This is a genomic window from Arthrobacter sp. zg-Y238, from assembly GCF_024385525.1.
Lineage (GTDB): Bacteria > Actinomycetota > Actinomycetes > Actinomycetales > Micrococcaceae > Arthrobacter_B > Arthrobacter_B jinronghuae.
Window position 1 is genome coordinate 52090 of sequence record NZ_JANFLU010000012.1, and the last position, 23709, is coordinate 75798.

Sequence of the window (23709 nt, forward strand, 5' to 3'; positions counted from 1 at the left end):
GGTGATGAAAAGCCGAAAACCGCGACGACCGGACGTGACGACGCTGGAGCTGATCGGGGGGCCCGAGCGACTCGAACTTCACCTCCACAGCTACGACGACCGGTGGCCGGCAATTTATCTCACTCACCGTCACCGCATTGAGGGTGCCATCGGGACAGCGAACGCCGGGATCGAGCACATCGGCTCGACGTCGGTTCCAGGACTGGCAGCGAAGCCGATCATCGACATCGTGGTTGCGGTAGAGGACATCACCGCCGAAGAGGACTACCTCGATCCGCTCATCGCCGCCGGATACGAACTGCGGGTACGCGAACCGGGACATCGCCTCGTACGCACACCGGCCCGTGACGTGCACGTGCACCTGTACGGGCGAGACGATCCTGCCGTGGACGAATACCTCATCCTGCGCGACCACCTGCGGGCAAATGCGGATGACCGCGCCCTCTATGAGAGCACTAAGAGAGCGCTGCTCAGCAGGCAGTGGGACGATATGAACGACTACGCCGACGCCAAGACCGACGTCATCCTGGCGATCAAGGCACGGGCAAGAGCAGCTCGCGGAGGCTAATCAGATAAACAGGTGGCCATGCTCGTGTTCATCCGGCCGAGACGGAGTTCGTACCCTCGGTTTCGATCAAGGGGTCCCCTGAGGTGTAGGTGACGGTGTTGTTCTCTCCTTCGACGTCGATGTCACCGGTCTCCTCGACGCCGACAGAGTTCGCAGTTCCGTCCACATCGATGTCGGGCACATTGCTGAGGGTGGCTGAATTATTGTTGCCCTCAATGTCGAGGCTTTCGGCGTCCTCGCCGCTGACTGAGTTGTTATTGCCCCGGATGTCGATGTCTTCACATTGACCAGTGGTCCGCACCGTGGAGCCATTTGTCTCGACGTCGATGTCCCCGCCGCCGGAGCAGGTAATGCTGACGCTGGTGTTCGCTTCAGTGATTTTATGTTCCTGCCCCCGGCTGAGGGTGATCGTCGCACCGGAGCCGCCGGATGTCGTTGATGCGCTTGGGTCCGTCGCGGAGGCCGTGGCCGTGCTCTCCGGTGTTCCGACGCTGGTTGATGATGGGGTTCCGGTTTCCTCGGGTGTCGGCGCCGGGTCGGCAGAGCATCCGGCGATGAGTGCCAGGCCCGCAACGGCGGTGATCACGGGGGCGGTGATGCGGGAGCTTCGGTACATGCGGGTCTCCTCAGCTAGGCGGGGCTGGATGTTGTATCGGCCTGCCCGGAGAGAAAGCTGCAGCTGCCCGAGCAATTCCTCAATTGGGGCTCTTCCGTTTGCCTGTTAATCATCCAGCATCTTGCACCGGATGGCCACGCAACTCCGCAGAACGCTGGGGGTCAGGCAGCTGGCCGCCGGGTGAGACGCTCGGTGATGAGCCGGTTGGCCCAGTTCGGAGTCATCTGGGAGAGCATGACTAGGAAGCGTGCCTGCGGTCCGACGGCGTGGTGGACGTTGCGGGGCCACTTCCGATTGAGGCGGGACCTGATGCTGCGTTCCACGGCGGCGACGGCAGCTGCGGCAACGTCGGTTTCGTTCAGCCGCACGCCGAGCGACTGGATTGCTCCGATACTGACGCCCTTAACCATCCCGGTGTTGACGAACAGCGGCCACAGATCGAGCACGGCAATGCCATGCTCCGCCCATTCCAGTTCCAGTGCCTCGGTCAGGCCGCGGACCGCGAACTTCGTGGCGCCGTAGGTGGCAAGATCGGGCTGCCCGTAAATGGCTGAGGCGGATCCCAGGTTGAGCAGCACCGGCCTGTCAGCGTTCTTCAGGTACGGGAACGCGGTATGCGCACCGTTGATGGTGCCGAGAACGTTGACGTCCACGAGCGCCCGGTGCCGTTCAAGGTCTGTATCAACGAACGGCCCGGCAGCCAGCAGCCCGGCGTTGTTGACCAGAAGGTCCAAATGGTCCTCGCCAACGGAGGCCAGGGCGTCGCGCCACTGCTGGGCGTCCCGGACATCGAGTGTTCCCGTGACCACCGTGGTGCCATGCTCGGCAGCGATGTCCTTAAGTTCGGCGAGGCCCTGGCTTTCGATGTCGAAGGCGCCGACTTTCCATCCATTGCGCAACAGCCGGGCCGCGGTGGCGTGCCCGATACCGCGGGCGGCGCCGGTGACGACGGCGACGCGGCGCGAGTGCTGCTCAGTGTTCCCGGCCATGTCAGGCCCCCACACTGTCGGTTGCGGCCTGCGCAGCGGTTCTGCGCCGCGCTCCGGCATCGCGCTCCCTGCGCAGGGCACGCATGTAATCGACGAAATCCACCTGGATGGTGTGCCGCTTGCTGGCGACGTACCTTTTGGTGATCGCCTTGCGGTGGCGGTCGATCTCGGCGTCCATCGTGGCCCGCTCGGGCAGAACGTAACGGCCCTGGAGATGGTCGGCGGCGAGCTCGGACTGCCGCTCGGCGATCGGCATTACCGCACCGAGCGGTTGAACCAGTCCGATGAAGTACAGCCCCGGCACCGTCGGGTGGAACATCCGCTGGTAGAGCCGGATCTCGTTATCTCCGGAGGGGTCGAGGAAGCCGGCGTCAAAGAACGGGAACGAGATCTTGTAGCCGGTGCAGTAGATCACCAGGTCGGCCGCGACGCGGGTGCCGTCGGTGAAGACTACGCTGTCACCGTCGAAACGCTGGATGTTGGGCTTCGGGACCACGTCACCGTGGGCCAGCCTGTCGAGTATCCGGCTGGAGACGGTCGGGTGGGCCTGGGCGAACTTGTGGTCGGGTTCCTGAAGGCCGTAACGCGACATTGGGCCGGTGGCGGCGCGCATGACCACGCGGGCGACGCCCCAGCGGACCCGGGACGGGATCTTCTCGTGCGCTCCGATCTCGTCGAAGGGCTTGCCGAAGACGTACTTGGGAATGATGTGCACGCCCCGACGGTGGGAGAGGTAGGTCTCGGCCGCGTGGTAGCTGGCATCTGTACAGATATCCATGGCCGAGTTGCCCATGCCGAGCACCACGATCCGCTTGCCGGTGAGCTGTTGCTCGTCCGTGTAGTCGTGGGAGTGCATCTGCTCACCGGTGAAACCTTCGGCGCCGGGGAAGGGTGGCTCCGGCATGCGGGGGTCCCAGTGGTGGCCGTTGGCCACTATGACCGAGCCGTAGCGCCGGGTCTCGGCGGTGCTCAGCCGAACCTCGAAGCCGCCGCCGGGCAGGGGGCGCACGTGCTCCACACCGGTGTTGAAGGTGATCTTGTCCCGGAACCCGAAGTGGTCGACGTAGGCGTCGAAGTACGCCGCGACCTGGTCGTGGCGTGCGAAATTGGGCAGGTTCGCGGGCATGGGAAAGTCGCTGAATTCCATCCGGCTGCGCGAGGTGTTGATGTGCAGGGACTTGTAGGCCGCGGACACCCCGTTGCTGTTGCCCCATACCCAGTTGCCGCCGACCCGGTCCGAGAGTTCAAAGCAATCGAAGGCAAGTCCCCGTTCGTGGAGAACTTTGGCCGCAGTGATTCCGGAGCAGCCCGCGCCGATGACGCATACGCGCTCGCGCTCGCTGCTGCCGAGCTCGTCGGCGGGTGCTGTGCTGTGGACTGTCGTCATTGGCGCTCCAAGCAGGTGGATGTAGGCCGGGCAATACTGTGACCTACGTCACTGTAGACTTACCCGGCCGCGCCAAGCGTTAGCAACACCCCGGCAGGCGGCGTCGTGCTGGCTACTTAATCCCGAAGTCGAAGCCGCCCTGACGGTGCCCGAACCGCTCCCGAAGGAAGTTGCCCGTGTTGGTCAGCTCCGCAGAGGTGCGGCGGTGACGGCTGGCGTGCAGCGTCTCGGCCTGTCCGGCAAGGAGCTGCAACTGCTCGGCCAGTTCCTCGTTGGGGGTCCTTCCGCTCGCCTGTTTGGTCTCCAGCATCTTGGGCGGAATGGCCACGTAACTCTGAAGAACGCTCGGCAGGTAGTCACGCACAGTGGCGGACAGTTCGTACTCAAATTGGGGATCGCCCAGCGGCTGGCGCGTTTCGGCGTCGATCACCGCGTCCAGCGTCTGGCAGGTTTCCAGAATGCTGACGTAGGCCTCGGACGGAAGGCGGCTCCTGTTTCGTTTGGCGAGGGCGGCAGACCAGGCCAAAGCGGAGGACAGGTCCTCCGGCGGCGTTGTCGCTGTCCCGGGCTGGGCCGGGGCGCCGGCCTGCTGGGGCATAACCTGCGGTCCCCGGGTCCTGGGGTGCAGCCACAGGTCCCGGAGCATGTAGGACCGCATACCCGCTACGGCTATGAGCCCGAGAACCACGAAGAACGAGAGGATGAACTGCGCTGCGTTCCCGGGCAGGGCGACGGCCGCCAGGACGAGCGCAACGTATAGGCCACCCTCAAGGATCACTTTCCAGTTACTCCTGCGTACCCCGATCATCAGCACCAGGAGTGGCATAAAAGGAAAGAAGAGGAGCGCGACGGTGACTTTGAAGATGTTCCCCACGGTAAGGCGAGACATCATGATCCTCTCGTGAATGGATAGTGGCGGAGCTGCAGCCAACTACGCCAGATTACAACTCCACTCTGGTTGTCGGCTGTGGACTCCGATCCCGGTTTAGGCTGCCAGCAAAAGCAGATGTTCTACCCGTATATAACCGTCCCGGCAGGCTTTGAATTCCCACAGGTTTGAACACCAGGACGGATTGGCGCGGGCCTCCTCAGCGCCAGGCCCGCCGGAGGCATCTTGTTACAGTGGCGCCATGAAAGTCCGTCCCTACAGCGAAGTTGATGTCTTCTCCTCTGAGCCGTATCGGGGCAATGCGTTGGCGGTTGTTCACGACGCCGACGGCCTGAATGCCGAAGAGATGCAGCGGTTCGCAACCTGGACAAACCTCTCGGAGACGACGTTCCTCCTGCCACCAACCACACCGGAGGCTGACTACCGGGTGCGGATCTTCACCACCAAGGAAGAACTGCCTTTCGCCGGCCATCCAACCCTTGGAACCGCCAAAGCCTGGCTGGACGCCGGGGGATCGCCAAGGCCCGACGGAACAGTCATCCAGGAATGCGCGGCAGGGCTGATAACGATCCGCGTAGCGGGGGATCAGCTGGCCTTCGCGGCGCCGCCGCTCACCCGCTACGAACCCGTGGACGAGCCGCTGGCGCAACGGATAGCGGCAATTCTGGGGATCCCCCGGGAGAACATCCTTGATGCGTCCTGGCTGGTTAATGGTCCTCGATGGATTGGGATTCGGCTTTCCTCTGCACAGGAAGTCTTGAGCCTGCTGCCCGATCCGGGCAAGGCCGGCGATCTGGAAATCGGCGTGGTGGGGCCCTATGGGCCCATGGAGGAAACCCAGTTCGAGGTGCGTGCCTTCGTCGGAGGCGACCCCGTCTGGGAAGACCCCGTGACCGGCAGCCTGAACGCGGGCCTGGCACGCTGGCTGACCGACACAGCTGTGGCGTCGCCGCCCTACACCGCTTCACAGGGAACGGTTCTTGGGCGCAGAGGCCGTGTCCATGTCAGTCTCAGCGAGGGGAAAATCTGGGTTGGAGGACAGGTCACGGGCTGCATCGGGGGGACGGTCCGGCTGTAGTGTTCGGGCGGCAGTCGCCGTCGTCCGCCCAAGCGACGCGAATTCCAGAACGCGGCTAGGTGCTTCGCCCGGCGGGAGAGCGCGGCGCTCGGACGAGAGGACTAGCCGGGTCGCCAAGGGCCCGATGCACGGACGCGACGGCGCTTGACCCTTCGCCGACCGCTGCCGCGATGCGCTTCATAGAGCCGTGACGGACGTCGCCTGCTGCAAAAACGCCTGGCGTGGAGGTTTCAAAGGGCATAGGTTCGCGGCCCAGCGGCTGCCACTGGTCCAGGGCCTGGATGGCGATGTCGGTTCCGGTACGGATGAAGCCTGCAGTGTCTCTATCCAGGGTGGGCAGCCAGGCGCTGGCAGGGTCGGCTCCGATGAAGCAGAACAGGCCGCGCGCATCCACCGAACCGGCGGTATCGATGCGGACCGAATCCAGGGCGGAGCCACCGTCCAATCCGATGATGTTCGATTCGGTATGGATACGGATTCGGGGATCCTCCCGCAGGCGGTCCACGAGGTAGGAGGACATCCGCGCACCAACCTCGGTTCCCCGCACCACCAGATGGACCTGGCATCCATGGGATGCGAGATAGAGCGCCGCCTGGCCGGCCGAGTTCGCCCCGCCGACCACAACCACCGGGTGGCCTGTGACTTGGCGCACCTCGAGGCTGGTAGCGGCGTAATAGATGCCGCGTCCCTCGAAGTCCTCCCACCCCTGAACACCGAGACTTCGGTAGGCGGCCCCGGACGTAATCAATGCGGTGCGGGTATGGAGGGTAGCGCCGTCACCCAGCGTGAGCCTGAGGCCATCAGTCATAGTCTCGAGAGACACCGCATCGCAGGGCGCCCAGATCCTCACCCCGAACTTGATCGCCTGCAGTGTGGCTTGGCGGATGAGGTCTCCGCCGGCAACTCCAAAGGGAAAACCAAGGAAGTTCTCGATTCGAGAGGTCGACGCCGCCTGGCCGCCGGGCGCGACGGCGTCGAGCACCACCGTGCTCAGCCCTTCGGAAGCTGCGTAGATGGCCGCCGCGAGCCCGGCAGGTCCGCCGCCCACGACTAGCAGGTCCGTCGCGCCCTCGTGGTGGGGCTGGTAACTCAACCCGAGCCGCTCGGCGATAGTCCCCGGCGTCGCACGCTTTATCAGCTTGCCCTGGATCAGCGCTGCCGGCAGATCATCGGCTGCGATGCCGTGGCCGTCGAGGACGCCCATGTCGTCCGGCGGGACGACGAAGACGGTATGAATCAAATCCAGACGCTCTGCGAAGCGCCGAAGAGCCAGCAGTCCGCTCGATGCTTCCGTGCCGATGAACTTGAGCGTCATGGCTGCCGGGCCCCGACGAAGCGCTTCACGGCGTTCCCAGAGAGTATGCAGAACAATTCCGCCCAGATCGTCATCCTGGTTCATAACCAGCCGCAGGTCCTCGCGGGCCAGGCGGCGGATCCGGCCGGACTCCTTCACCCGCGCCGACAGGAGTGCGGACTGTCCGTTGAGCAGCCCGAGCTCGCCGGCGAACGAGCGCGGTCCCAGCGTGCTGAGAACGGTTTCTTCATCCCACCACAACGGGTCGCGGACCATTTCAATGGCCCCCGATTCCACGAGGATCATCGGATAGTTCAAATCTCCTGCGCGAAAGACATAGTCGCCGGCGCTGACGTCGGTTGGCGCGGCCAGAGAGAGGAGTCTGTCCCACTGGGAGTCGGAAAGACTCGGCACATCGCTGGTTCGCTGGGCGGGGTGCTCACTGACATCCGTCATGTTGATCCTTCCGCAGGGATGATGCTCATCCGGAGAAACGCGGAGCTGGGAGGTGGATTGAGGATGCAGTGAGATTACCCGATTGGACCCGGAAATGGATGCCCCCGCCGGAACGTCAGACGCTACGACCCGGCGTCGCCGTCCCGGACCGCCGCGAGTTCCAGGACGCGGTCGCGGCAGAGCCGCCAGCCGAGCATCAGCGCGGGGATGATGACCACCAGGGAAGCGATGGTCCAGGTGCCCACGGGCGAATCGAAGGCCATCAGGATCAGCACGGCGAGAAGGAACACGAGCGTGATCCAGCCGGTCACGGGAGCGCCGGGCATCCGGAATGCGGGACGTTCCAGCTCGCCGCGCTTGGCCCGCTTGGCCAGCTCCATCTGGCACAGGACAATCATGGCCCAGGTGCTGATGATGCCCAGCGACGCAACGTTCAGGACAATTTCGAAGGCGTCTGCGGGCACCACGGCGTTGAGGACGACGCCGAGGAGGGCCACCACGGCGGTCAGGGCGATACCGCCGTACGGGACACCGGCCTTGTTCATCCGCGCCGCGAACTTCGGGGCGGAGCCGGCCACGGACATGGAACGCATGATGCGGCCGGTGGAGTACAGGCCGGCGTTGAGCGAGGACAGCGCCGCGGTGAGGACCACCAGGTTCATGATCGCGTCCACGCCGCCGACGCCGATGGAACCGAAGAAGGTCACGAACGGGCTTTCGCCGGCGTGGTAGGCGTTGTAGGGCAGCAGCAGCGAGAGCAGGACCAAGGTGCCGACGTAGAACACGGCAATGCGAACAACCACCGTGTTGATGGCCCGCGGCATGATCTTCTCCGGGTGCTCGGTCTCGCCCGCAGCGGTGCCGATGAGCTCGATCGAGGCGTAGGCAAACACCACGCCCTGCATTACGACGACGGCGGGCAGCAGGCCGTTGGGGAACAGGCCGCCGTTGTCCGAGATGAGGCTGAAGCCGACCTGCTGGCCGTCCACCGGGGTGCCGAAGATGACGAAGCAGATGCCCACAATCAGGAAGGCCACCAGGGCCACTACCTTGATCAACGCGAACCAGAACTCGAGTTCGCCGAACACCTTGACGCTGACGAGGTTAAGTCCAAGTACCAGGATCAGGGCGGCCAGGGCCCAGGTCCATTGCGGCACCTCGGCAATGGGGGCCCAGTATTTCTTGAAGAAGTTCATGTACAGCGCGACGGCGGTGATGTCCACAATTGCGGTCATGGCCCAGTTCAGCCAGTACAGCCAGCCGGACACAAAGGCGGCCTTCTCACCGAAGAACTCGCGGGCGTAGGAGACGAAGGAGCCGGTGGTGGGCCGGTGCATCACCAGTTCGCCCAGGGCCCGCAGGATCAGGAAGGCGAAGAAACCGCAGACGGCGTAGCTGATGACCAACGACGGCCCGGCCGTGGCCAGCCGGCCGCCGGCACCCATGAACAGACCGGTACCGATGGCCCCGCCAATGGCAATCATTTGCACCTGGCGGGGCTTGAGGCCCTTCTGGTAACCCGCGTCCTCGTGCTCGATACTGGTTTCGGCTGTGCGGTCGGGAGCCTTTTGCTCCGGGCTGGCCGCTTGCTGTGTCATTGGTGGTTGTCCTTTTATCTATTTGAGCCGGCGGGGTTATCGCCGGAGTTGCAAACCGCAGCGGCAGGCGTTGAAGGGCGTTGGCGTGTGCTTACTCATGCTCTCTGGTTGTTCGGGGCTCTAACAAATTCACCCGTAGACTATGGCGCCGGTCGCATCGCAGCGTCAAAAACGGAAGCATGGTGAGTATTTGCCACAAGGGCGTTTACGGGGCGGACCCTGTCCGGGTGGGTGTAGAACCCAGCACAGGAGGATGAGGGCCGGCTCCAGGGTGCCGCGCCCGTCGAAGCAGCTCGTGTGACGAGAATGAGACCCCGATGCCCAGCAGCGTCAGTATCGGAATGCCCGCGGCATGCTCATCAATACCCTGATGGCCTGCGGACGTAGATGGACCCGGACCCCGCAGGCAGTCAGCTGGCCGAGCGGGTGCTGAGGAAACCACGGCCCCGCCCGCGGGCTGCCCGGCCCCATGGGAACCGGGCCGGGCAGATTGTGAGGGACAGGGCGGGCAGGATTGCGGAGCACTAGAAGGGGGCGGTACCGGACCTGTCGATGAACGTGCCGGTGGGGCCGGAGCCGCCGCGGGTGGCCAGCTCCACGATGGCGTCCGTTCCCTCGCGTATTGTCTGGGTGCCCTGCCGCCCGTTGAAATCAGTGGCGGTGTAGCCGGGGTCCGCAGCATTGATGCGGAGCTCCGGGAACGCCTTGGCGTATTGCACGGTCAGCATGGTGACGGCGGACTTGGAGGAGGTGTAGAGCGGCATCACCACGGTGGACTCGACGCGCTCCGGGTCGTGCGCAAAGCCGAAGGAGCCCACTCCGCTGGTGACGTTCACAACCGTTCCCTCGGCGGACCCCCGCAGGAGCGGCAGGAAAGCGTGCATCACGCGGACAATGCCCACCACATTGGTGCCGTATACCGCCTCTGCGTCCGCTGCCGTCAGTTCCTCCGCCGGGGCGTAGGGTCCGGGAATGCCTGCGTTGTTGACCAGGACGTCCAAGCCGCCGGCAGCTGCCACGGTCTTGGCTGCGGTCTCCACAGAGGACTCATCGGTGACATCGAGCTGGACGAACGTGCCGCCGAGTGCTTCGGCCGCTTCCCGCCCGCGGATTTCATCGCGCGCCCCCATCCAGACGGTATGCCCCGCCTCGAGGAGACGGCGTGCTGTTTCATAACCCAGGCCTTTGTTGGCGCCGGTAATCAGTGTTGTTGTCATGGCTTTAGTCTTGGCCCGCTGCGGACTGATGTCGTGGCACGGGCCAGCATATGGACTGTCAGGGCCACCCAGAACCGGTTTGCGGCTGGCAGACTCTCTCCATGCAGGATTCTGATTTGGGTGCCATTCTCCGTTCCTGGCGTGACCGCCTGCAGCCGGCGGACGCGGGCCTGCCCGTCTACGGGTTCAGGCGGGCGCCGGGGCTGAAGCGGGAGGAGCTGGCCCAGCTGGCAGGTGTCAGTGTTGACTACCTGGTGCGCCTTGAGCAGGGCCGTGCCCGCCGGCCCTCCGCCCAGGTGGCGGCGGCACTGGCACGTGCGCTGCAGCTGAGCGACGCCGAACGCTCCCATCTCTTCGAGATTTCCGGGCTGCTTCCGCCCGGGCCCGGAGAAGTTCCGACGCATATCCCGCCCAGCGTGCAGCGGTTGGTGGCGCGGCTCGGTGAAGTACCGGTGGCCGTATTCACTGCCGCCTGGGACCTGCTCTCCTTCAGTCCGCTGTGGGCGGCGCTTCTCGGGGAGCCCGCCCCGCCCGACAAGGGCCGTCCCAATCTCCTGCGCTCGCACTTTGCCGGGAGAACGCTGGGCAGCAGCGGAATACGGATCATCTGTCCGGAGGGCAGCCTGGAGATCTTTGAAGCCTCCCTGGTGTCGGACCTGCGCCGTGCTTACGGACGGTACCCGCATGACCACAGGGTGCAGGAGCTGATTGCTGATCTGACTGCGTCCAGTGAGCGTTTCCGTGCACTGTGGGACAGCGGAACCGTCAGCGAGCACCAGTCCGAAATGAAAGTGGTGCAGAACGCTGTCGTCGGGGATGTGGAGCTGGACTGCGACATTTTCACCGTGGCTGGCACGGACCTGCACATTGTCGCCTACACCGCCGCCGCCGGATCCGAAGCGGCAGGGAAACTCGATTTCCTGCGCGTCTCGGCTGTCGCGGCCACAGCACTTCCGCTGGGTGCGTGACCGCTCCTTGCCCGACTGCGGTGCGGCTGTCACCATCCGCCGCGCGTAGGCGTGTGCCCCTTCCGCGCGTCGTCGGGCATGGCCATTTCGGCCCGCAGGCCCAGCAGCCGGATCGGCCGGCCGGGTTCGATGGCGCCGGAGAGATCCAGGGCCCGGGCGAGGACGTCCTCCCGGTCGAAGGTCTCCGGGATCTTCCGCGCATGCGTCTTTGTGGTGAACGGCGCGTACCGGACCTTGAGGGTCAGCCCGATCACCGGCCGCCCTTCGGCCGCCACGTCCTTCAGGACCTGCGCGGTCAGCTCGCGGACGGCGTCGTTCACTTGGGCCGGCTCGGTGAGGTCCTGCTGGAAGGTGGTTTCCCGGCTGTGCCCGCGGGCCACCCACGGGGTGTCGTCCACAACGCTGCTGCCGTCCCCGCGCCCGAGTTCGTTGTACCAGGGGCCCATCTTCGGTCCGAACTCCGGAACCAGCGTCTGCGGATCGGCCGCGGCGAGCTCGGCAACAGTATTAATCCCCAGCTTCGCCAGCCGGCCGGAGATCTTGCTCCCGACACCCCACAGCTCCTTGGTGGGCCGCTCGCCCATGAAATCAAGCCAGTTCGCGGTGGTGAGGCGGAAGACGCCGGCGGGCTTGCCGAAGTCCGTGGCGTTTTTGGCACGGATCAGGGTGTCGCCGATGCCCACGCTGCAGTGCAGCTGCGTGCGTTCCAGGACGTCGGCCTGGAGCTGCCGGGCGTAGGATTCCGGATCTTCCGTCTCCACCCCCACGAAGGCCTCATCCCAGCCCAGGACCTGCACGACGGCGCCGGGCTGGGCGCGCAGGGTAGCCATCACCGCGTCCGACGCCTCGAGATAGGCCTCGGCATCGACCGGCAGGATGACGGCGTCGGGCACCTTCCGGGCCGCGATCCGCAGCGGCATCCCGGACCCGACGCCGAACGTCCGGGCCTCGTAGGACGCGGTGGACACCACGGCGCGCTCGGTGGGGTCGCCGTGGCCGCCCACAATGATCGGCTTGCCGGCAAGTTCGGGCCGCCGGAGCACTTCGACGGCGGCGATGAACTGGTCGAGATCGACATGCAGCACCCAGGGGATAGCGTTCACGCGACCAGTGTGCCCTAACGAGCGCTGAGACGCACCGGCTTCCGCGCCGACCCGGTCACCGGGCGGCGGGCGGTCCGTTACCGGCCCCGCCGGACCAGCGCCTGCAGCGACCCGGCAAGCTGGCCCAACTCGGCCACCCGAAGCAGTTTCAGCATGCCCAAATACACGGCACCCATCACAACACCGCCGACGGCGAGCACCACAACGGCGTGGAACTTGGACTGCCAAAGGTACCCGCCGGCGTCGTACCCGCCGAACGCCCAGGACACGGCCGTCCCGGCGAGGGCGGCGACAATGCCCGCAACCGCGAACCGGACGTGCGCATCGAAGATGTGCCCGGCACCGTAGGGGCCAATGGCCCGCGTGAGGAAGACATGACTGACGACGACGGCGATCACGTTGCCGAGGGAATAGGCGACGGCGAGCGTCGGCACAATGAACCGGGGATCAAGCACGCCGGCAATAACGGCGAGAACCACCCCCACTCCGGACAGGATCAGCTGGATTTTCAGCGGCGTCTTCACGTCCTCTCCCGCATAGAACACCCGGCCGAGAAGGAAGTTGGCGCTCAAAAACGGGGCTCCTACGGCGAGGATGGCGATGATGATTCCGTTGAGGGCAGCGGCCCCGGGCGATTCGCTGAAGAGCATTCCGAGCGGGCCGGCGAACGCCAGCAGGGCCGCCGCGCCGAACACCGTGGCCACACCGGTGAGGCGCAGCCCCTGGGACAGCACGGCGCGTACCTCCGGAAGGTTCCCGCCCGCATAGGCAGCGGAAAGCTGGTTGAACATCACCGTGGCCAGCGACAGGGCGATCACGGCATGCGGCAGCTGGTAGACCATGGCGCCGATGTCCAGGTTCGTCAGGCCCGCGATCCGGGCCGGGCGGCCCTGCTCGATGAGGGCTTGCCGGGCGTCGGAGGCGATGGTGGCAACGTAGAGATTGACGAAGTACAGGCCGTTGCCGAGGGCCATCGTGATGATCGTGACGGATGCCAGCCGGCCCGTGCGTCCAAGCCCCGTTCCACGCAGCCCGAACGTCGGCTTCAGGCCCAGTTTCAGGCGTCGAAGCGGGAGAAACAGCAGAAGCGCCTGAAGGGCGACACCGAGCGTCATGCCTCCCGCCAGCAGGACGGTATGCTCCGGCGTCCAGGTTTCGGGTTTATACCTTTCGGCCTGTTCGGCGCCCATCAGCGACAGGAACACCACCAGCGCGCCGATGGACACCAGGTTGTTCACCACGGGAGCCCACATGTACGGGCCGAAGGAGCCGTTGGCGTTCAGGATCTGGCCCAGTACGGCATACAACCCGTAGAAGAAGATCTGCGGCAGGCACCAGTAGGCGAACGCCGTGGCCAGGGTGAGGTTGCCGTCCGTGAAACGCGTTGCCGCCTCGATGATCACCGGCGCCGCCAGTGTCACCAGCACCGTGAGGACCAGCAGCGCCGCCACGGCGAGGGTCAGGATCCTGCTGACGTAGTCGGCGCCCCGGTCCGGTTGCCGGCTGGCCCGCACGATCTGGGGCACCAAAACGGCGTTGAACACACCGCCGGCGAGCATCAGGTAGATGAAGTTCGGCAGGGCGTTGGCGTAGGAAAACAGGTCCGACACCCCGGCCGAGGCGCCAATGGCAGTGGCGAGCAGCGCTGTCCGGACGAGGCCGAGTACCCGGGACACGACGGTGCCCGCTGCCATAACAGCGCTGGCCCGCGCTGCGGAAACACGGCCCGGGGCCGAAGGCGCGCCGGGGGCGGCATTTTCGGCGTTCCTAGCGGCGGCGGCTGAACTCATGGAGGATATCGTCCCAGATGATCGCTCCGGCGCTCGCCCTACCGTCCGGCCCAGACCTCCGCGTAGAACTGCGGGGAAAGCGATTCCAGCAATTCGACGTAGGCCTCGCGCTCCATCGCCTGCGCCGATTCCGCAGGGATCTCGGAGGCGAAGGCGGACACGCCCAGCCCGGCCTCATGATCCTTGAGGGTCAGGCCGGCCGCTTCCAGGATGGTCGGGTACATGTTCAACTGGTCGACGCCGGGGCGAAGCGTGCTGCCTGCCTGGCCCGGAACCCAGACCCGGTTGAAGATGGTGCGGTTGGTGTGATGGTCCAGCTGCTCGTGGAAAGCGTCGCCGGCACTCATGTGCTTGAGGTGGTCACCCATGATCACCACGGCGGTGTCCTCGAGGTACCCCTGCTGTTCCATGTAGTCGACGAAGCCGGCCACCTCCGTCATGGAGCAGGCGAACACGGAAGTCACGTTGTTTTCGGTGTCTACGTCGCAGTAGTCGTAGACATGCACCGGCTCGTGGGTGTCCAGCGTCAGCATGGAGAGGTTGAACGGCTGCCCGGTTTCCTTTGCCTCGGCATGCAGCCGGTCGACTTCGTCCTTGGCATGAGCCATGAGGCGTTCATCGCTCAGGCCCCAGTCCTTGCGGAAGTTCTCTTCCGGTTCCCCGGCGTCGCGCCAGTCGGAAAGGTCCTTCACCTCGGAGTAGCCGTGGGTGCCCAGGAATGTGTCCTTCGCAGCGAACGAGGCGTTGGCGCCGCCCAGGAACACATTCGTGTACCCCTGCTCTTCCAGGACATCGCCGAGGCAGGTTGACCCGGCCAGGTAAGTGTCGCCGTCGTCGTCGAGGTTGCTTGCGTCCTTGCTCTCCTCGGCCGAGCCCACACCCTTCAGGGGGATGCCGCACTGCGTCGAGACGAGGCCGGCCATGGTCCAGCCACCACCCTCGTACTGCTGGAAATTCTCCACGCTCTGCCAGCCGGCGGAGGCCTGGGTGACGCTCTTAAGGGGAACGAAAGCGTCCTTTTCGAAGAGCTGGTCATCCGCGAGGGTGCCCTCGCCGGACTCCAGGTAAATGAGCACCAGGTTGCGCTTCTGCTCGGCCCCGGTGACGGTTGGCTCCACGTAGTAGTCGCCGATGTTGTACTTGGAGTTCGCTGCCTTGATGTAATCGGCCATGCCCACCGTGCTGGCGAAGGCCGTGGTGCCGCCAATGACCAGTGCGCCCACCAGGACGGTGGAGACGGTGCGCATAATCCATGGTGAGCGGCGAGGGCTCGCGTCCTCCCCGTTGCGGCGCTTGCGGCGGCGGAAGTACTGCCAAAGGGCGATCCCGCCGGTGATGAGCAGGGGCAGGACGCCGACCCCGAGGATGCCGAGCCAGACAATGCCCCCGCCCCCGCCGTCGGTCTCCACCGAGACGAGGTTCAGGAGCATCTGGCCGACGGAGATTTCGCCCCAGAAGAAACGGATGCCGAGGGCGGCAATAAGCAGCACAAGTCCAAGCCAGATCAGGACGTAGACCAGGACGCGTCCAACGACGACGCCGACCCGGCGGGTCACGTCAAGAATCTGGCCAGACATGGAAATACCTCACGTTCCAGATGCCCGCCTTTTCGCCGAACACCCTTGACATCCAACCCGCTCACGGGGCCAAAGAAGAATAGTACCGTCATGCTACCTGTTCAACCTTGGTTCATCCCTCAGGAACGGGCTGGACACCTCCGCGAGTTATGTACGGGATGAGGCGGTCTCGTGGGTCACTCGGATGAGGATCTTGCCCGTGGTTCCGTCCTCAACGGCGTCGTGCGCAGCAGCGGTCTCCTCGAGGGGGAACCAAGTGAGGGGGAGTCCCGCGGACTCACCGACGGGCAGCGCGCCGTCCTGCAGTGCTGCGGTGATGTCCTCTGCCGCGGCGTGCTGGGCCTGTGTCCCGACCGTATATATAAGGACGCCCTGCCAGCGGACATTTTTCGCGAAGCTCGCAACGATCGGTGCCGTGAACTCTTCGCCGTTGTTGTTGGCGTAGTAGGCGATGCTGCCATGGTTGGCGATTACGTCCACATCGAGGGCCGCGTTTTGGGTGGGGGATACCTCGACAATGTGGTCGACGCCGTCCGGGGCGATTTCGCGGATGCGGTCGGCCTCGGCGTCGTCCGGGTAGCGGACAATGTGGTGCGCTCCGGCAGCGGTGGCGAGCTCGGCCTTCGCGTCACTGCTGACCGTCGCGATCACGGTGGCGCCGGCCCAGACGGCGAACTGAATGGCGGCATGGCCCACGGCTCCGGCGCCGCCCTGAACCAGGACGGTGCGGCCGGAGAGGGCGCCCGGGGCGAGCCGGGCCGGGCCGTGTTCGTGGACGGTGAGGGCGCGGTGCGCGGTCATCGCGGGGACGCCGAGGCTGGCGGCGACGTCAAAACCAATGCCTTCCGGAAGCCGTACGGCCCGGTCGGCGGGGAGGACAGTGAATTCCTGGGCGGTCCCGGTCGGTCGGCCGTGGGCGGCGAGGTAGATCCACACCCGGTCGCCCACCTGAAGGTCGGTCACGCCCTCGCCGACGGCGTCGACAATCCCGGCGCCGTCCTGGTTCGGCACCACTTCGGGGAAGGCCAGGCTGCTGCCGGCACGGGCCTTCCAGTCGGTGGGGTTCACGCCCGAAACGGCAACGCGGACCCGCACTTCGCCGGCACCTGGGGCTGCGGCATCGCGGTCAACGAGGGAGAGGACGGACGAGGGGCCTGTGGCGGAGTACACGATTGCTTTCATGGGCGGTACAAGAAACCGAGGCGGAGTTCTATTCCCCGTCGCGGCCAATCGGGTCAGGTGCTCGCCTGCGGCAACTGCTGTTGGCCCCAATAACTGCGGGCATCCGGACCGACGGCATCGTAGTCATCGCTGCCGAGGAAGCGCTCCTGTGCGTAAGGGGTGTCATTGGCGACGGTGGCAGCGTAGACCTTCAAGTCCCTTCGCTTGCGGTGCAGTTCCCGGGGACGGGATTCGCGAACATAGATCCCCGCCAGGGCGACCGCCTTGCTGATCAGCATGCTGGAACCGTCGGCTGGGCCAGGACCGTTGTAGAGGATCCAGCCTGCGACGGTAAGAACCTCCTCCAGCACCTCTTGGGGCGCTTCCCACGCCCACTGTGCAGCAGCGTCCTCACCATACGAGAGCAGATCCGCAACGATGCTCACCCGCGACGTGCTCAGCGACATTCTTCCCCCATTTCCCCCGACCCCCGGGTGTTAACCCGGTTCTGCAAAGCGTTCTGCGAAGAGCCGGACCGCCCCCGCGGGGACGGTCCGGCTCTGTTTGGCGACGGTTACTACTTCTTGTCGTCCTTGTTTCCGTCGACGGCGTCCTTCGCCTTGTCTTTAGCCTGGTCAACCTTCTCCGGGTTGTCCTTGGCTGCGTCCTTTGCCTTATCTGCCATGCCGCCTAGATCTGCCATTGGATAATGCCTTCCCTCCGTGCGGTCCGGGGTCCACGCGGCCCCGGTTGGGTACACCCATCCTGCCCCACATTGGCAGGATGGAACCCGGGTGCAGGTGTTTTTTATTGGCTCTTTGCGGCGGGGCGGTGGTGTTGCGCCGCTAAGCCGGGCGTGTAGCGCTCCTGCTGTCGGATAAGCTACCTACCGCCGCGGCAAACATGCCGCGGAATCAGCCAGCTTTATGGGGGAAGCATGTCCGAGAACGTGGCGCAGGACGCCAACTACAATCCTTACGCAGGAGTCCAGCCGGTAGCACCCGGAAACGCACCTGCACGTCCGATGACGGTGGAGATGGCCTTCTGGCTGCTGCTGGCAGCAGCGGCCCTGGTGCTCATCCGGATTCCGGTGGGAATCATGGCCGTGAATAAGGATGACCATAAGTCCGAGATCGAAAGCTTCCTGGGCCCGGACAACGTTCCCATCTGGATCCGCAACGAAATCTCCGACTATGTCTGGGCAGGAGTCATCACCGCCGTCATCCTCGCGGCGATTGCCCTGCTGTCCCGGATGGGCTTTGGTTGGCCCCGGATAGTCCTTATCTTCGTGGTGATTTTCACCGCGCTGAACACGCGTGTGCAGTTCTTCGCAAGCGTCATCCCGGTGTACGAGACAGCTTGGGTGACGCTGGCATCCGTGCTCCTGTCGCTGGTCGCGGCGGTGCTGCTGTTCCTGGCGCCGTCCGGGGCATACTTCAAGTCGATGGGGCAGTACCGCAAAGGCAAGAAGGCCGTCCAGGCCTAGTCTCCACATGCGTCCCCGCGGCCGGCAGCCCTGTTGGCTGACCGGCCGCCAGGGGCGCGACGTAGGCTGGAAACATGCGAAACGAAACTCTCTGGGAAGCAAAAAAGCGGCAGAATCCCGAGCATTCCGCCTGGTACATCTCGCGGTTCGAAGCCATGCGGGAGCAGGGCCAGGACCTCGACGGCGAAGCCCGGCTGATCGACGCGATGCTGCCGCGGGGAGCCCGGATCCTCGACGCCGGCTGCGGTCCCGGCCGGGTGGGCGGGGAACTGGCGCGGCGCGGTCACACCGTTGTCGGCGTCGACGTCGATCCGGAACTTATCGACGCCGCCCGGCACGACTTCCCGGACCTGCAGTGGTTCGTGGGCGACCTGGCCGAGCTGGACCTGCCCGCCGAGGGCGTTCCCGAACCGTTCGACATGATTGTCTGCGCCGGCAACGTGATGACCTTCCTGGCACCGGGAACCGCCGTCGACGTCCTGACCCGGATGCGCGGGCACCTGGCAGCCGACGGCCGGATAGTTGTCGGGTTCGGCGGAAACCGCGGCTATGCGTTCCAGGCGTTCTTTGACGACGCCGCCGCGGCCGGGCTTGAGGTGCAGCAGCGGTTCTCCACGTGGGACCTGCGGCCGTTTACGCCCGAGTCGGACTTCCTGGTGGCGGTGCTGGGCCGCGCCTAAACCCGTTCCGACCCCGACGATGGAGAATAACGTCCATCAGCGAGTCGGCGGGAAGGCGGGGCATTGTGAATCTGGAAGAGGATCCGCAGCGGGCGTCACAACTATGCCTTGAGGCCCAGGCGCGTTTGACGCGTCGTGCCGCAGGCCTCTCAGACACGGACGTGCTGGCGCCGAGCCGCTTGCCCGGCTGGACAGTGGGTCATGTGCTGACCCATCTGGCGCGGAACGCCGATGCCCACGCCCGCCGGCTGTCCGGCGCCCTCGAAGGGCACGATGTTCCGAGGTATCCCGGCGGCGCCGAACAGCGCGCCCGGGAGATCGAGGAGGGGGCCGGCCGGGCTGCCGCAGAAACCATTGCGGATCTGAGCTCCAGCATGCTGCACCTCGAAAAGGTACTGAACCTTTCCGATGCTGCAGGATGGCCCAACGGGCACCTCATGGGCGACGACTCCTACCGTGTGGCTGCCTGTCCGGCGCATCGGCTCCGCGAAGTCGAGATGCATCACGTGGATCTGGGGCTCGGCTATACGCCAGCGGACTGGCCCGAGGAATACGTCGCGTGGGACCTGCCGGTGCTGCTTGCCACTGTTCCGGAACGGCTCGGGTCCCCTGCCGAGCAACGCAGCTTCATGGCGTGGCTGTCGGGCAGGGGACCGCTGGCTCCGGACACGAAGCTGGCGGACTGGTGAACCGGGCTCGGCGCGGGCGCCGGGACCTAGGCCGCGGCGTCCATGGTGCCGAGAATCCGCATCCTCAGGTCCTCCGGGCCCACGTGCCGACTAATCAGGGACGTGGCTGCGGGATCGGCGCCGCGCAGGATCCCGAGCAGGAGATGTTCGGTCCCGATGTAACCGTCTTTCCGGGCCGTTGATTCGCGCAGGCTGTTGGTCAGCACGGCTTTCGCACCGTTGCTGAAGGGCCGGTGCCCGCCTTTGAGGGAGTCGAACAGGCGACGGCGCCGCGGGGCGGAACCGGCCGCCGCGTCCAGGGCGCCTTCGCCGAATTGTGCGTCGATGGCGCGTCGCACTTCGTCCAGGTCGATACCGACGGATTCCAAGGCGGCGGCGTCGTCGTACCCGGAGTCCGCGCCCATGGCGCGAAGGTCCGCGCGCAGCTGCGCCGAGGTCAGTCCGGACTCGGCCAGCACGGATGCCAGTAGGGGAGTGGTGGCTTCAGCGGTGGACACGGTGCTGAGGAGTAGATGCATCGGAAGGATCTGCGTCGCCTCCAGGGTTTGGGCTTCTTCCTGTGCGGAGATGACGCTTTGACGGGCTTGCTGTGTAAACCGTTCAAACATGGCTCTACTTCGCTTTCCGGTTGTATTTCTGGTGCACTGCCTGCTTGCTGATGCCGAGCTGGTCCGCTATCGCCTGCCAGGACCAGCCCTGCGCCCGGGCGTTGGCAACCTGCACGGCCTCAAGCTGGTCGCGCAGTCTGCCGAGGGCGACGACGGCGCGCAGCCCGGTGGCCGGATCGGGACTCGCCGCCGCGGCGGCCAAGGGGGAATGGTCTTCCATGCCGTCAATCTAGATTGACGCGCTGGGGGAGTCAAGGGGTTAGCGGAACTGCTGGCGTCAGGACAAATGACTGTGTGCTTCTTTGGCGGGCTGCAATCGATTATGGTTACCTGCGTCCTGCGTCCTGCGTCCTGCCATTCGCGTTCATTCTGGTGGGTCCGGTTGACGCCAGGGCAGCCCACCTAACCGGGGCTTCGCTGGCGTCGGTTTAGCTTGTGCGGGTTTGTTGATCGTGCCCGGCGATGCTGGAGCTGCGGGCAAGTAGTTGGGTGCGAAAGACGCGTATTCTGGTTTTTCTGACGGCTGTTTTCGGGCTGTTTTTCGGTCAGGAATGTCAGTGCGGGATGAAATCCTAAGATATGGATCAGCCTAGGAATACCGAACCACTCAGCGAAGAGCAGAGCGGTGAGAACCAGCGGCCGGCGGGGCGGGCTGGCGGCGGCGAGCAGCCCTGTCCTTCAGTCACTCTGGCTGTCTACCGGGCGGAACTGGCTGATACCTCCGCCGGCGGAGAGGCCGCGGCACGGCCCGACGACGACCCTACCGGACCTACTGGAGCTACCGACCCTGCGTCCGCCGGCTCTGACCCTTCCTTCCATCCGGACCGCGCGGAGAATGCCGAGACCACTCCTGCCGACGGAGCTGAGAGTCCTGCCGGTGCCTTCCCAGACGGATTTACCGGGACGTTGGCGCTGCAGAACCTTGAAGCCTTCGACGAGCAGATGGTTGGTGAGGCCTTGGTCCGGGTGGAGCATTTGATTTCCTGGGGGCAGGCGCAGCGGGCCCACCTTTTGAACCGGATGGAGCAAATCTTCCGGGACAACTTCTTCGACCCGTCGGAGCGGGATAAACCGGGGATCGCTTTCAGCCTCGCGGCGGCCGAATGTGCAGCCATTCTGAATGTTCCGCAGGTGACCGGTCAGCGGCTGCTGAGCGAGGCCGGGCAGCTGTGCGGTGCCCATACGGCGACCCTGGCCGGCTTGGAAGAGGGGCGGTTTTCGTACCAGCATGCGCAGGTGGTCCTGGAACAGTGCCAGAACGTTCCCGCCTCGAAACTGCCAGCGTTCGAAGCGGACCTGTTGAAGGCGGCAGAGGGTCAGACGCGGGCGCAGTTCTCGGCCAAGGCCCGGCGGCTGCGCGAAAAGAAGTTCCCGGAGACCGTCAGCAAACGGCACCTGACCGCTTTCGAGCAGCGCATGGTCACCTTGGACCGGGAAGAGGACGGCATGTCCTGCCTCTCAGCCCACCTCCGGGCCGCGGAAGCGCAGCAGATCTATACCGCTCTCAGCACTGCGGCCCGAGGCGAGCAGGCGGGAGGGGATTCCCGGACCACGGACCAGCTGCGTGCGGATATTCTGTCGCAGCTGCTGATGGGCGGCAGCCGGGGACTTTTCGTGACGGCGGGAACCCGAGGCGAAGCCGGAACCCGATACGCGACCGGAGTCCGACCCGGCACCGGCCACACCGGCCACACCGGCAATGACAATGGCGCAGCCGCCCGGGACGAGGACCGAACCGGCTTTGCCAGCGGCCCGGAGAACGACGGCGGACTGGAAAGCTACCCCGATATAGAGGCTAAGCCGGACATGGGATCAGGGCCGAATGAGGGAATCGTCCCTCGGACCGAAATCATGGTGCTGATCAGCGCCGAAACCCTCTTCGGAGCCGACGACCAGCCCGCCGAGCTGCACGGCTACGGCCCCATCAGCGCCGAAGAAGCCCGCAGGCTGGCCCGCAACGCCGTGGGATGGGCCGGACTCGCCCAGGACCCAAACACCGGAGAAATCCTCGGGGTAGGACGGCGCCGAAAAGTCCCGGCAGGGCTTCGCCGTTGGCTCCGCGCCCGGGACGGAACCTGTAGGTTCCCCGGTTGCCGGGCCAGCACCGCGAACGCGGACATCGACCACACCGTCGATTGGGCGAAAGGCGGGCCTACGGACCACGGAAACCTGGAACACCTCTGCCGTCGGCACCATCGGTTTAAGACTCTGGGTTTCTGGAACGCGCGCCAAGCCACTCCCGGGGTGATCGAGTGGACTTCGCCAACCGGACGGGTCTATCGGACCGAGCCCTTCTTGGAACTCGGTCCTCCGCCCCCGGCAGCCGAACAGGAAACGGACCCCCTCGATACCCGGCAGGCAATGGATTCCGGAGAGAAAGATGCCAGCCCAGCACCGATGCCGCCGTTCTAAGCACCGACCGGCGTCTAAGTGTCGTGACCGCTTGGAACGTGTACACGGAGAAACTCGAGCATCACATCCGCGAGCTGTTCCGGTGCTTCCGAAGCTACGTGCATCCAGAGCTGCTTAGTGCCCCACGGCGTCGGGCTGCACGGAAGCGACAGGTTCCGCAACCAAAACTGGCTTTCAGGATTGTTCCACCCCGCAGGACTACGTAGCCTGCGCATACGCTGATTTTCCGCCTAATCCAACGGAGCGCCGAAGGGGTCACCATGAACGGTTCCACCACCCCGGATACGATCGTGCTGGTCCACGGGCTCTGGGTGACGCCCCGCAGCTGGGAAGGATGGAAAGCCCACTATGAGGCGAAGGGATTCACCGTCGTGACGCCCGCTTATCCGGGCTTCGAGATAGAGGTTGAGGCACTGCGCGAAAACCCGGACGTGATCGCCGCGCTCACCGTACCGGAAACACTGGATTACCTCTCGGGCGTCATCGGGGACCTGCCCCGTCCGCCCATCATCATGGGCCACTCCTTCGGAGGGCTCCTGACCCAGATGCTGCTGGCCCGCGGTTTGGGGGTTGCCGGTGCTGCCATCAACTCGGCGCCAACCGAAGGGGTGAGGGTTACCCCGCTGTCTCAGGCCCGCGCGCTCTTTCCCGCACTGAAGAACCCTGCCAACTTCCATAAAGCGGTGGGGTTCACCCCGGAGCAATGGCACTATGCCTTCACCAATACGCTGAGCCGGGAGGACTCCGACGCCGCCTACGAACGGTACGCTATTGCCGCTCCCGGAAACTGGGTGTGGGCGTACGGACTGCTTGCGAATTTTCAGCCGGGGCATCAGGAGACATGGGTGGATTACTCCACGGACAGGGCGCCGCTGCTGTTCATCGGAGGCAGCGAAGACCACATCATGCCCCCGTCGGTGAATAAATCCAACGCTAAACACTGGGCCAAATCGCCCGCCCTCACGGAGTATCACGAGTTTGACGGCCGAGCGCATTGGACCTGCGCCGAACCGGGGTGGGAAGAGGTGGCCGATTACGCGCTGGACTGGACCCTCGGCCACGCGCAACCGCAGCCGTCTGCTCTCTAGGACGGACCAGGCTAGGACGGATCAGGCCTAAGCGCCTTGACTGAGCATGAGGCCC

The 23709-nt window shown here is 65.2% G+C and carries 23 protein-coding genes; 8 read left to right on the forward strand and 15 right to left on the reverse strand.

Annotation, left to right across the window (positions count from 1 at the left end; translation table 11 throughout):
- The first annotated feature begins 4 nt into the window (after nucleotides 1–4).
- Entirely contained in the window at nucleotides 5–568 is a 564-nt protein-coding gene (locus tag NNX38_RS14770) for a GrpB family protein (RefSeq protein ID WP_255798714.1), read from the forward strand.
- 28 nt (nucleotides 569–596) lie between these two features.
- On the opposite strand, the gene NNX38_RS14775 is transcribed toward NNX38_RS14770, so the two are convergent.
- The 4 genes from NNX38_RS14775 to NNX38_RS14790 form a co-directional block, all read right to left on the reverse strand.
- Nucleotides 597–1184, reverse strand: a complete 588-nt coding sequence (locus NNX38_RS14775; protein ID WP_255798715.1) for a DUF3060 domain-containing protein — start codon at nucleotides 1182–1184, stop codon at nucleotides 597–599.
- Between the two features lie 161 nt (nucleotides 1185–1345).
- Entirely contained in the window at nucleotides 1346–2173 is an 828-nt protein-coding gene (locus tag NNX38_RS14780) for an SDR family oxidoreductase (RefSeq protein ID WP_255798716.1), read from the reverse strand.
- A gap of 1 nt (nucleotide 2174) precedes the next feature.
- Complete coding sequence (locus tag NNX38_RS14785; protein ID WP_255798717.1) at nucleotides 2175–3560, reverse strand: NAD(P)/FAD-dependent oxidoreductase; 1386 nt, start codon at nucleotides 3558–3560, stop codon at nucleotides 2175–2177.
- Between the two features lie 112 nt (nucleotides 3561–3672).
- A complete protein-coding gene (locus NNX38_RS14790; protein ID WP_255798718.1) occupies nucleotides 3673–4449 on the reverse strand; it encodes a hypothetical protein in 777 nt (258 codons plus the stop codon).
- A 241-nt stretch (nucleotides 4450–4690) separates the two neighbouring features.
- On the opposite strand from NNX38_RS14790, the gene NNX38_RS14795 reads away from it, so the two are divergent.
- Nucleotides 4691–5527 carry a PhzF family phenazine biosynthesis protein gene (locus NNX38_RS14795; RefSeq protein ID WP_255798719.1) on the forward strand — a complete coding sequence of 279 codons (837 nt, stop codon included), beginning with the start codon at nucleotides 4691–4693 and terminating at the stop codon, nucleotides 5525–5527.
- A gap of 55 nt (nucleotides 5528–5582) precedes the next feature.
- Here the strand turns inward: NNX38_RS14795 and NNX38_RS14800 are convergent, their stop codons facing one another.
- The 3 genes from NNX38_RS14800 to NNX38_RS14815 all read right to left on the reverse strand — a co-directional run bounded on the left by NNX38_RS14800 (nucleotide 5583) and on the right by NNX38_RS14815 (nucleotide 10092).
- A complete protein-coding gene (locus NNX38_RS14800; protein ID WP_255798720.1) occupies nucleotides 5583–7277 on the reverse strand; it encodes a cyclic nucleotide-binding domain-containing thioredoxin-disulfide reductase in 1695 nt (564 codons plus the stop codon).
- A 122-nt stretch (nucleotides 7278–7399) separates the two neighbouring features.
- Nucleotides 7400–8875, reverse strand: a complete 1476-nt coding sequence (locus tag NNX38_RS14805; protein ID WP_255798721.1) for an amino acid permease — start codon at nucleotides 8873–8875, stop codon at nucleotides 7400–7402.
- A gap of 524 nt (nucleotides 8876–9399) precedes the next feature.
- A complete protein-coding gene (locus tag NNX38_RS14815) occupies nucleotides 9400–10092 on the reverse strand; it encodes an SDR family NAD(P)-dependent oxidoreductase (protein WP_255798722.1) in 693 nt (230 codons plus the stop codon).
- Between the two features lie 101 nt (nucleotides 10093–10193).
- Here NNX38_RS14815 and NNX38_RS14820 point away from each other — a divergent pair, with 101 nt between their 5' ends.
- On the forward strand, nucleotides 10194–11060 hold the full coding sequence (locus tag NNX38_RS14820) for a helix-turn-helix transcriptional regulator (protein ID WP_255798723.1): 867 nt from the start codon (nucleotides 10194–10196) through the stop codon (nucleotides 11058–11060).
- Nucleotides 11061–11089: 29 nt separating this feature from the next.
- On the opposite strand, the gene NNX38_RS14825 is transcribed toward NNX38_RS14820, so the two are convergent.
- The 6 genes from NNX38_RS14825 to NNX38_RS14850 form a co-directional block, all read right to left on the reverse strand.
- Nucleotides 11090–12145 carry a DNA polymerase IV gene (locus NNX38_RS14825; protein ID WP_255798819.1) on the reverse strand — a complete coding sequence of 352 codons (1056 nt, stop codon included), beginning with the start codon at nucleotides 12143–12145 and terminating at the stop codon, nucleotides 11090–11092.
- Between the two features lie 95 nt (nucleotides 12146–12240).
- Complete coding sequence (murJ, locus tag NNX38_RS14830) at nucleotides 12241–13953, reverse strand: murein biosynthesis integral membrane protein MurJ (protein WP_255798724.1); 1713 nt, start codon at nucleotides 13951–13953, stop codon at nucleotides 12241–12243.
- Nucleotides 13954–13991: 38 nt separating this feature from the next.
- A complete protein-coding gene (locus NNX38_RS14835) occupies nucleotides 13992–15530 on the reverse strand; it encodes a sulfatase-like hydrolase/transferase (protein ID WP_255798725.1) in 1539 nt (512 codons plus the stop codon).
- Nucleotides 15531–15677: 147 nt separating this feature from the next.
- Nucleotides 15678–16712 carry an NADPH:quinone reductase gene (locus NNX38_RS14840; protein ID WP_255798726.1) on the reverse strand — a complete coding sequence of 345 codons (1035 nt, stop codon included), beginning with the start codon at nucleotides 16710–16712 and terminating at the stop codon, nucleotides 15678–15680.
- Between the two features lie 53 nt (nucleotides 16713–16765).
- Nucleotides 16766–17158, reverse strand: a complete 393-nt coding sequence (locus tag NNX38_RS14845; protein WP_255798727.1) for a hypothetical protein — start codon at nucleotides 17156–17158, stop codon at nucleotides 16766–16768.
- A gap of 110 nt (nucleotides 17159–17268) precedes the next feature.
- A complete protein-coding gene (locus NNX38_RS14850) occupies nucleotides 17269–17394 on the reverse strand; it encodes a hypothetical protein (RefSeq protein WP_255767342.1) in 126 nt (41 codons plus the stop codon).
- Between the two features lie 234 nt (nucleotides 17395–17628).
- Between NNX38_RS14850 and NNX38_RS14855 the strand changes: the two genes are divergently transcribed.
- The 3 genes from NNX38_RS14855 to NNX38_RS14865 all read left to right on the forward strand — a co-directional run bounded on the left by NNX38_RS14855 (nucleotide 17629) and on the right by NNX38_RS14865 (nucleotide 19546).
- Entirely contained in the window at nucleotides 17629–18177 is a 549-nt protein-coding gene (locus NNX38_RS14855; protein ID WP_255798728.1) for a hypothetical protein, read from the forward strand.
- Between the two features lie 74 nt (nucleotides 18178–18251).
- Complete coding sequence (locus NNX38_RS14860) at nucleotides 18252–18857, forward strand: bifunctional 2-polyprenyl-6-hydroxyphenol methylase/3-demethylubiquinol 3-O-methyltransferase UbiG (RefSeq protein WP_255798729.1); 606 nt, start codon at nucleotides 18252–18254, stop codon at nucleotides 18855–18857.
- 65 nt (nucleotides 18858–18922) lie between these two features.
- Entirely contained in the window at nucleotides 18923–19546 is a 624-nt protein-coding gene (locus NNX38_RS14865; RefSeq protein WP_255798731.1) for a maleylpyruvate isomerase family mycothiol-dependent enzyme, read from the forward strand.
- A 26-nt stretch (nucleotides 19547–19572) separates the two neighbouring features.
- Here the strand turns inward: NNX38_RS14865 and NNX38_RS14870 are convergent, their stop codons facing one another.
- Nucleotides 19573–20154, reverse strand: a complete 582-nt coding sequence (locus NNX38_RS14870; protein ID WP_255798732.1) for a Clp protease N-terminal domain-containing protein — start codon at nucleotides 20152–20154, stop codon at nucleotides 19573–19575.
- 4 nt (nucleotides 20155–20158) lie between these two features.
- The gene (locus tag NNX38_RS14875; protein ID WP_146363983.1) at nucleotides 20159–20374 is read right to left on the reverse strand and encodes a helix-turn-helix domain-containing protein; all 216 of its coding nucleotides are present in this window, start codon (nucleotides 20372–20374) and stop codon (nucleotides 20159–20161) included.
- A gap of 359 nt (nucleotides 20375–20733) precedes the next feature.
- Here NNX38_RS14875 and NNX38_RS14880 point away from each other — a divergent pair, with 359 nt between their 5' ends.
- Both NNX38_RS14880 and NNX38_RS14885 read left to right on the forward strand, forming a co-directional pair.
- The gene (locus NNX38_RS14880) at nucleotides 20734–22566 is read left to right on the forward strand and encodes an HNH endonuclease signature motif containing protein (protein ID WP_255798733.1); all 1833 of its coding nucleotides are present in this window, start codon (nucleotides 20734–20736) and stop codon (nucleotides 22564–22566) included.
- A 260-nt stretch (nucleotides 22567–22826) separates the two neighbouring features.
- Nucleotides 22827–23654, forward strand: coding sequence for an alpha/beta hydrolase (locus NNX38_RS14885; RefSeq protein ID WP_255798734.1), 828 nt, complete (start codon nucleotides 22827–22829; stop codon nucleotides 23652–23654).
- The last annotated feature ends 55 nt before the right edge of the window (nucleotides 23655–23709 follow it).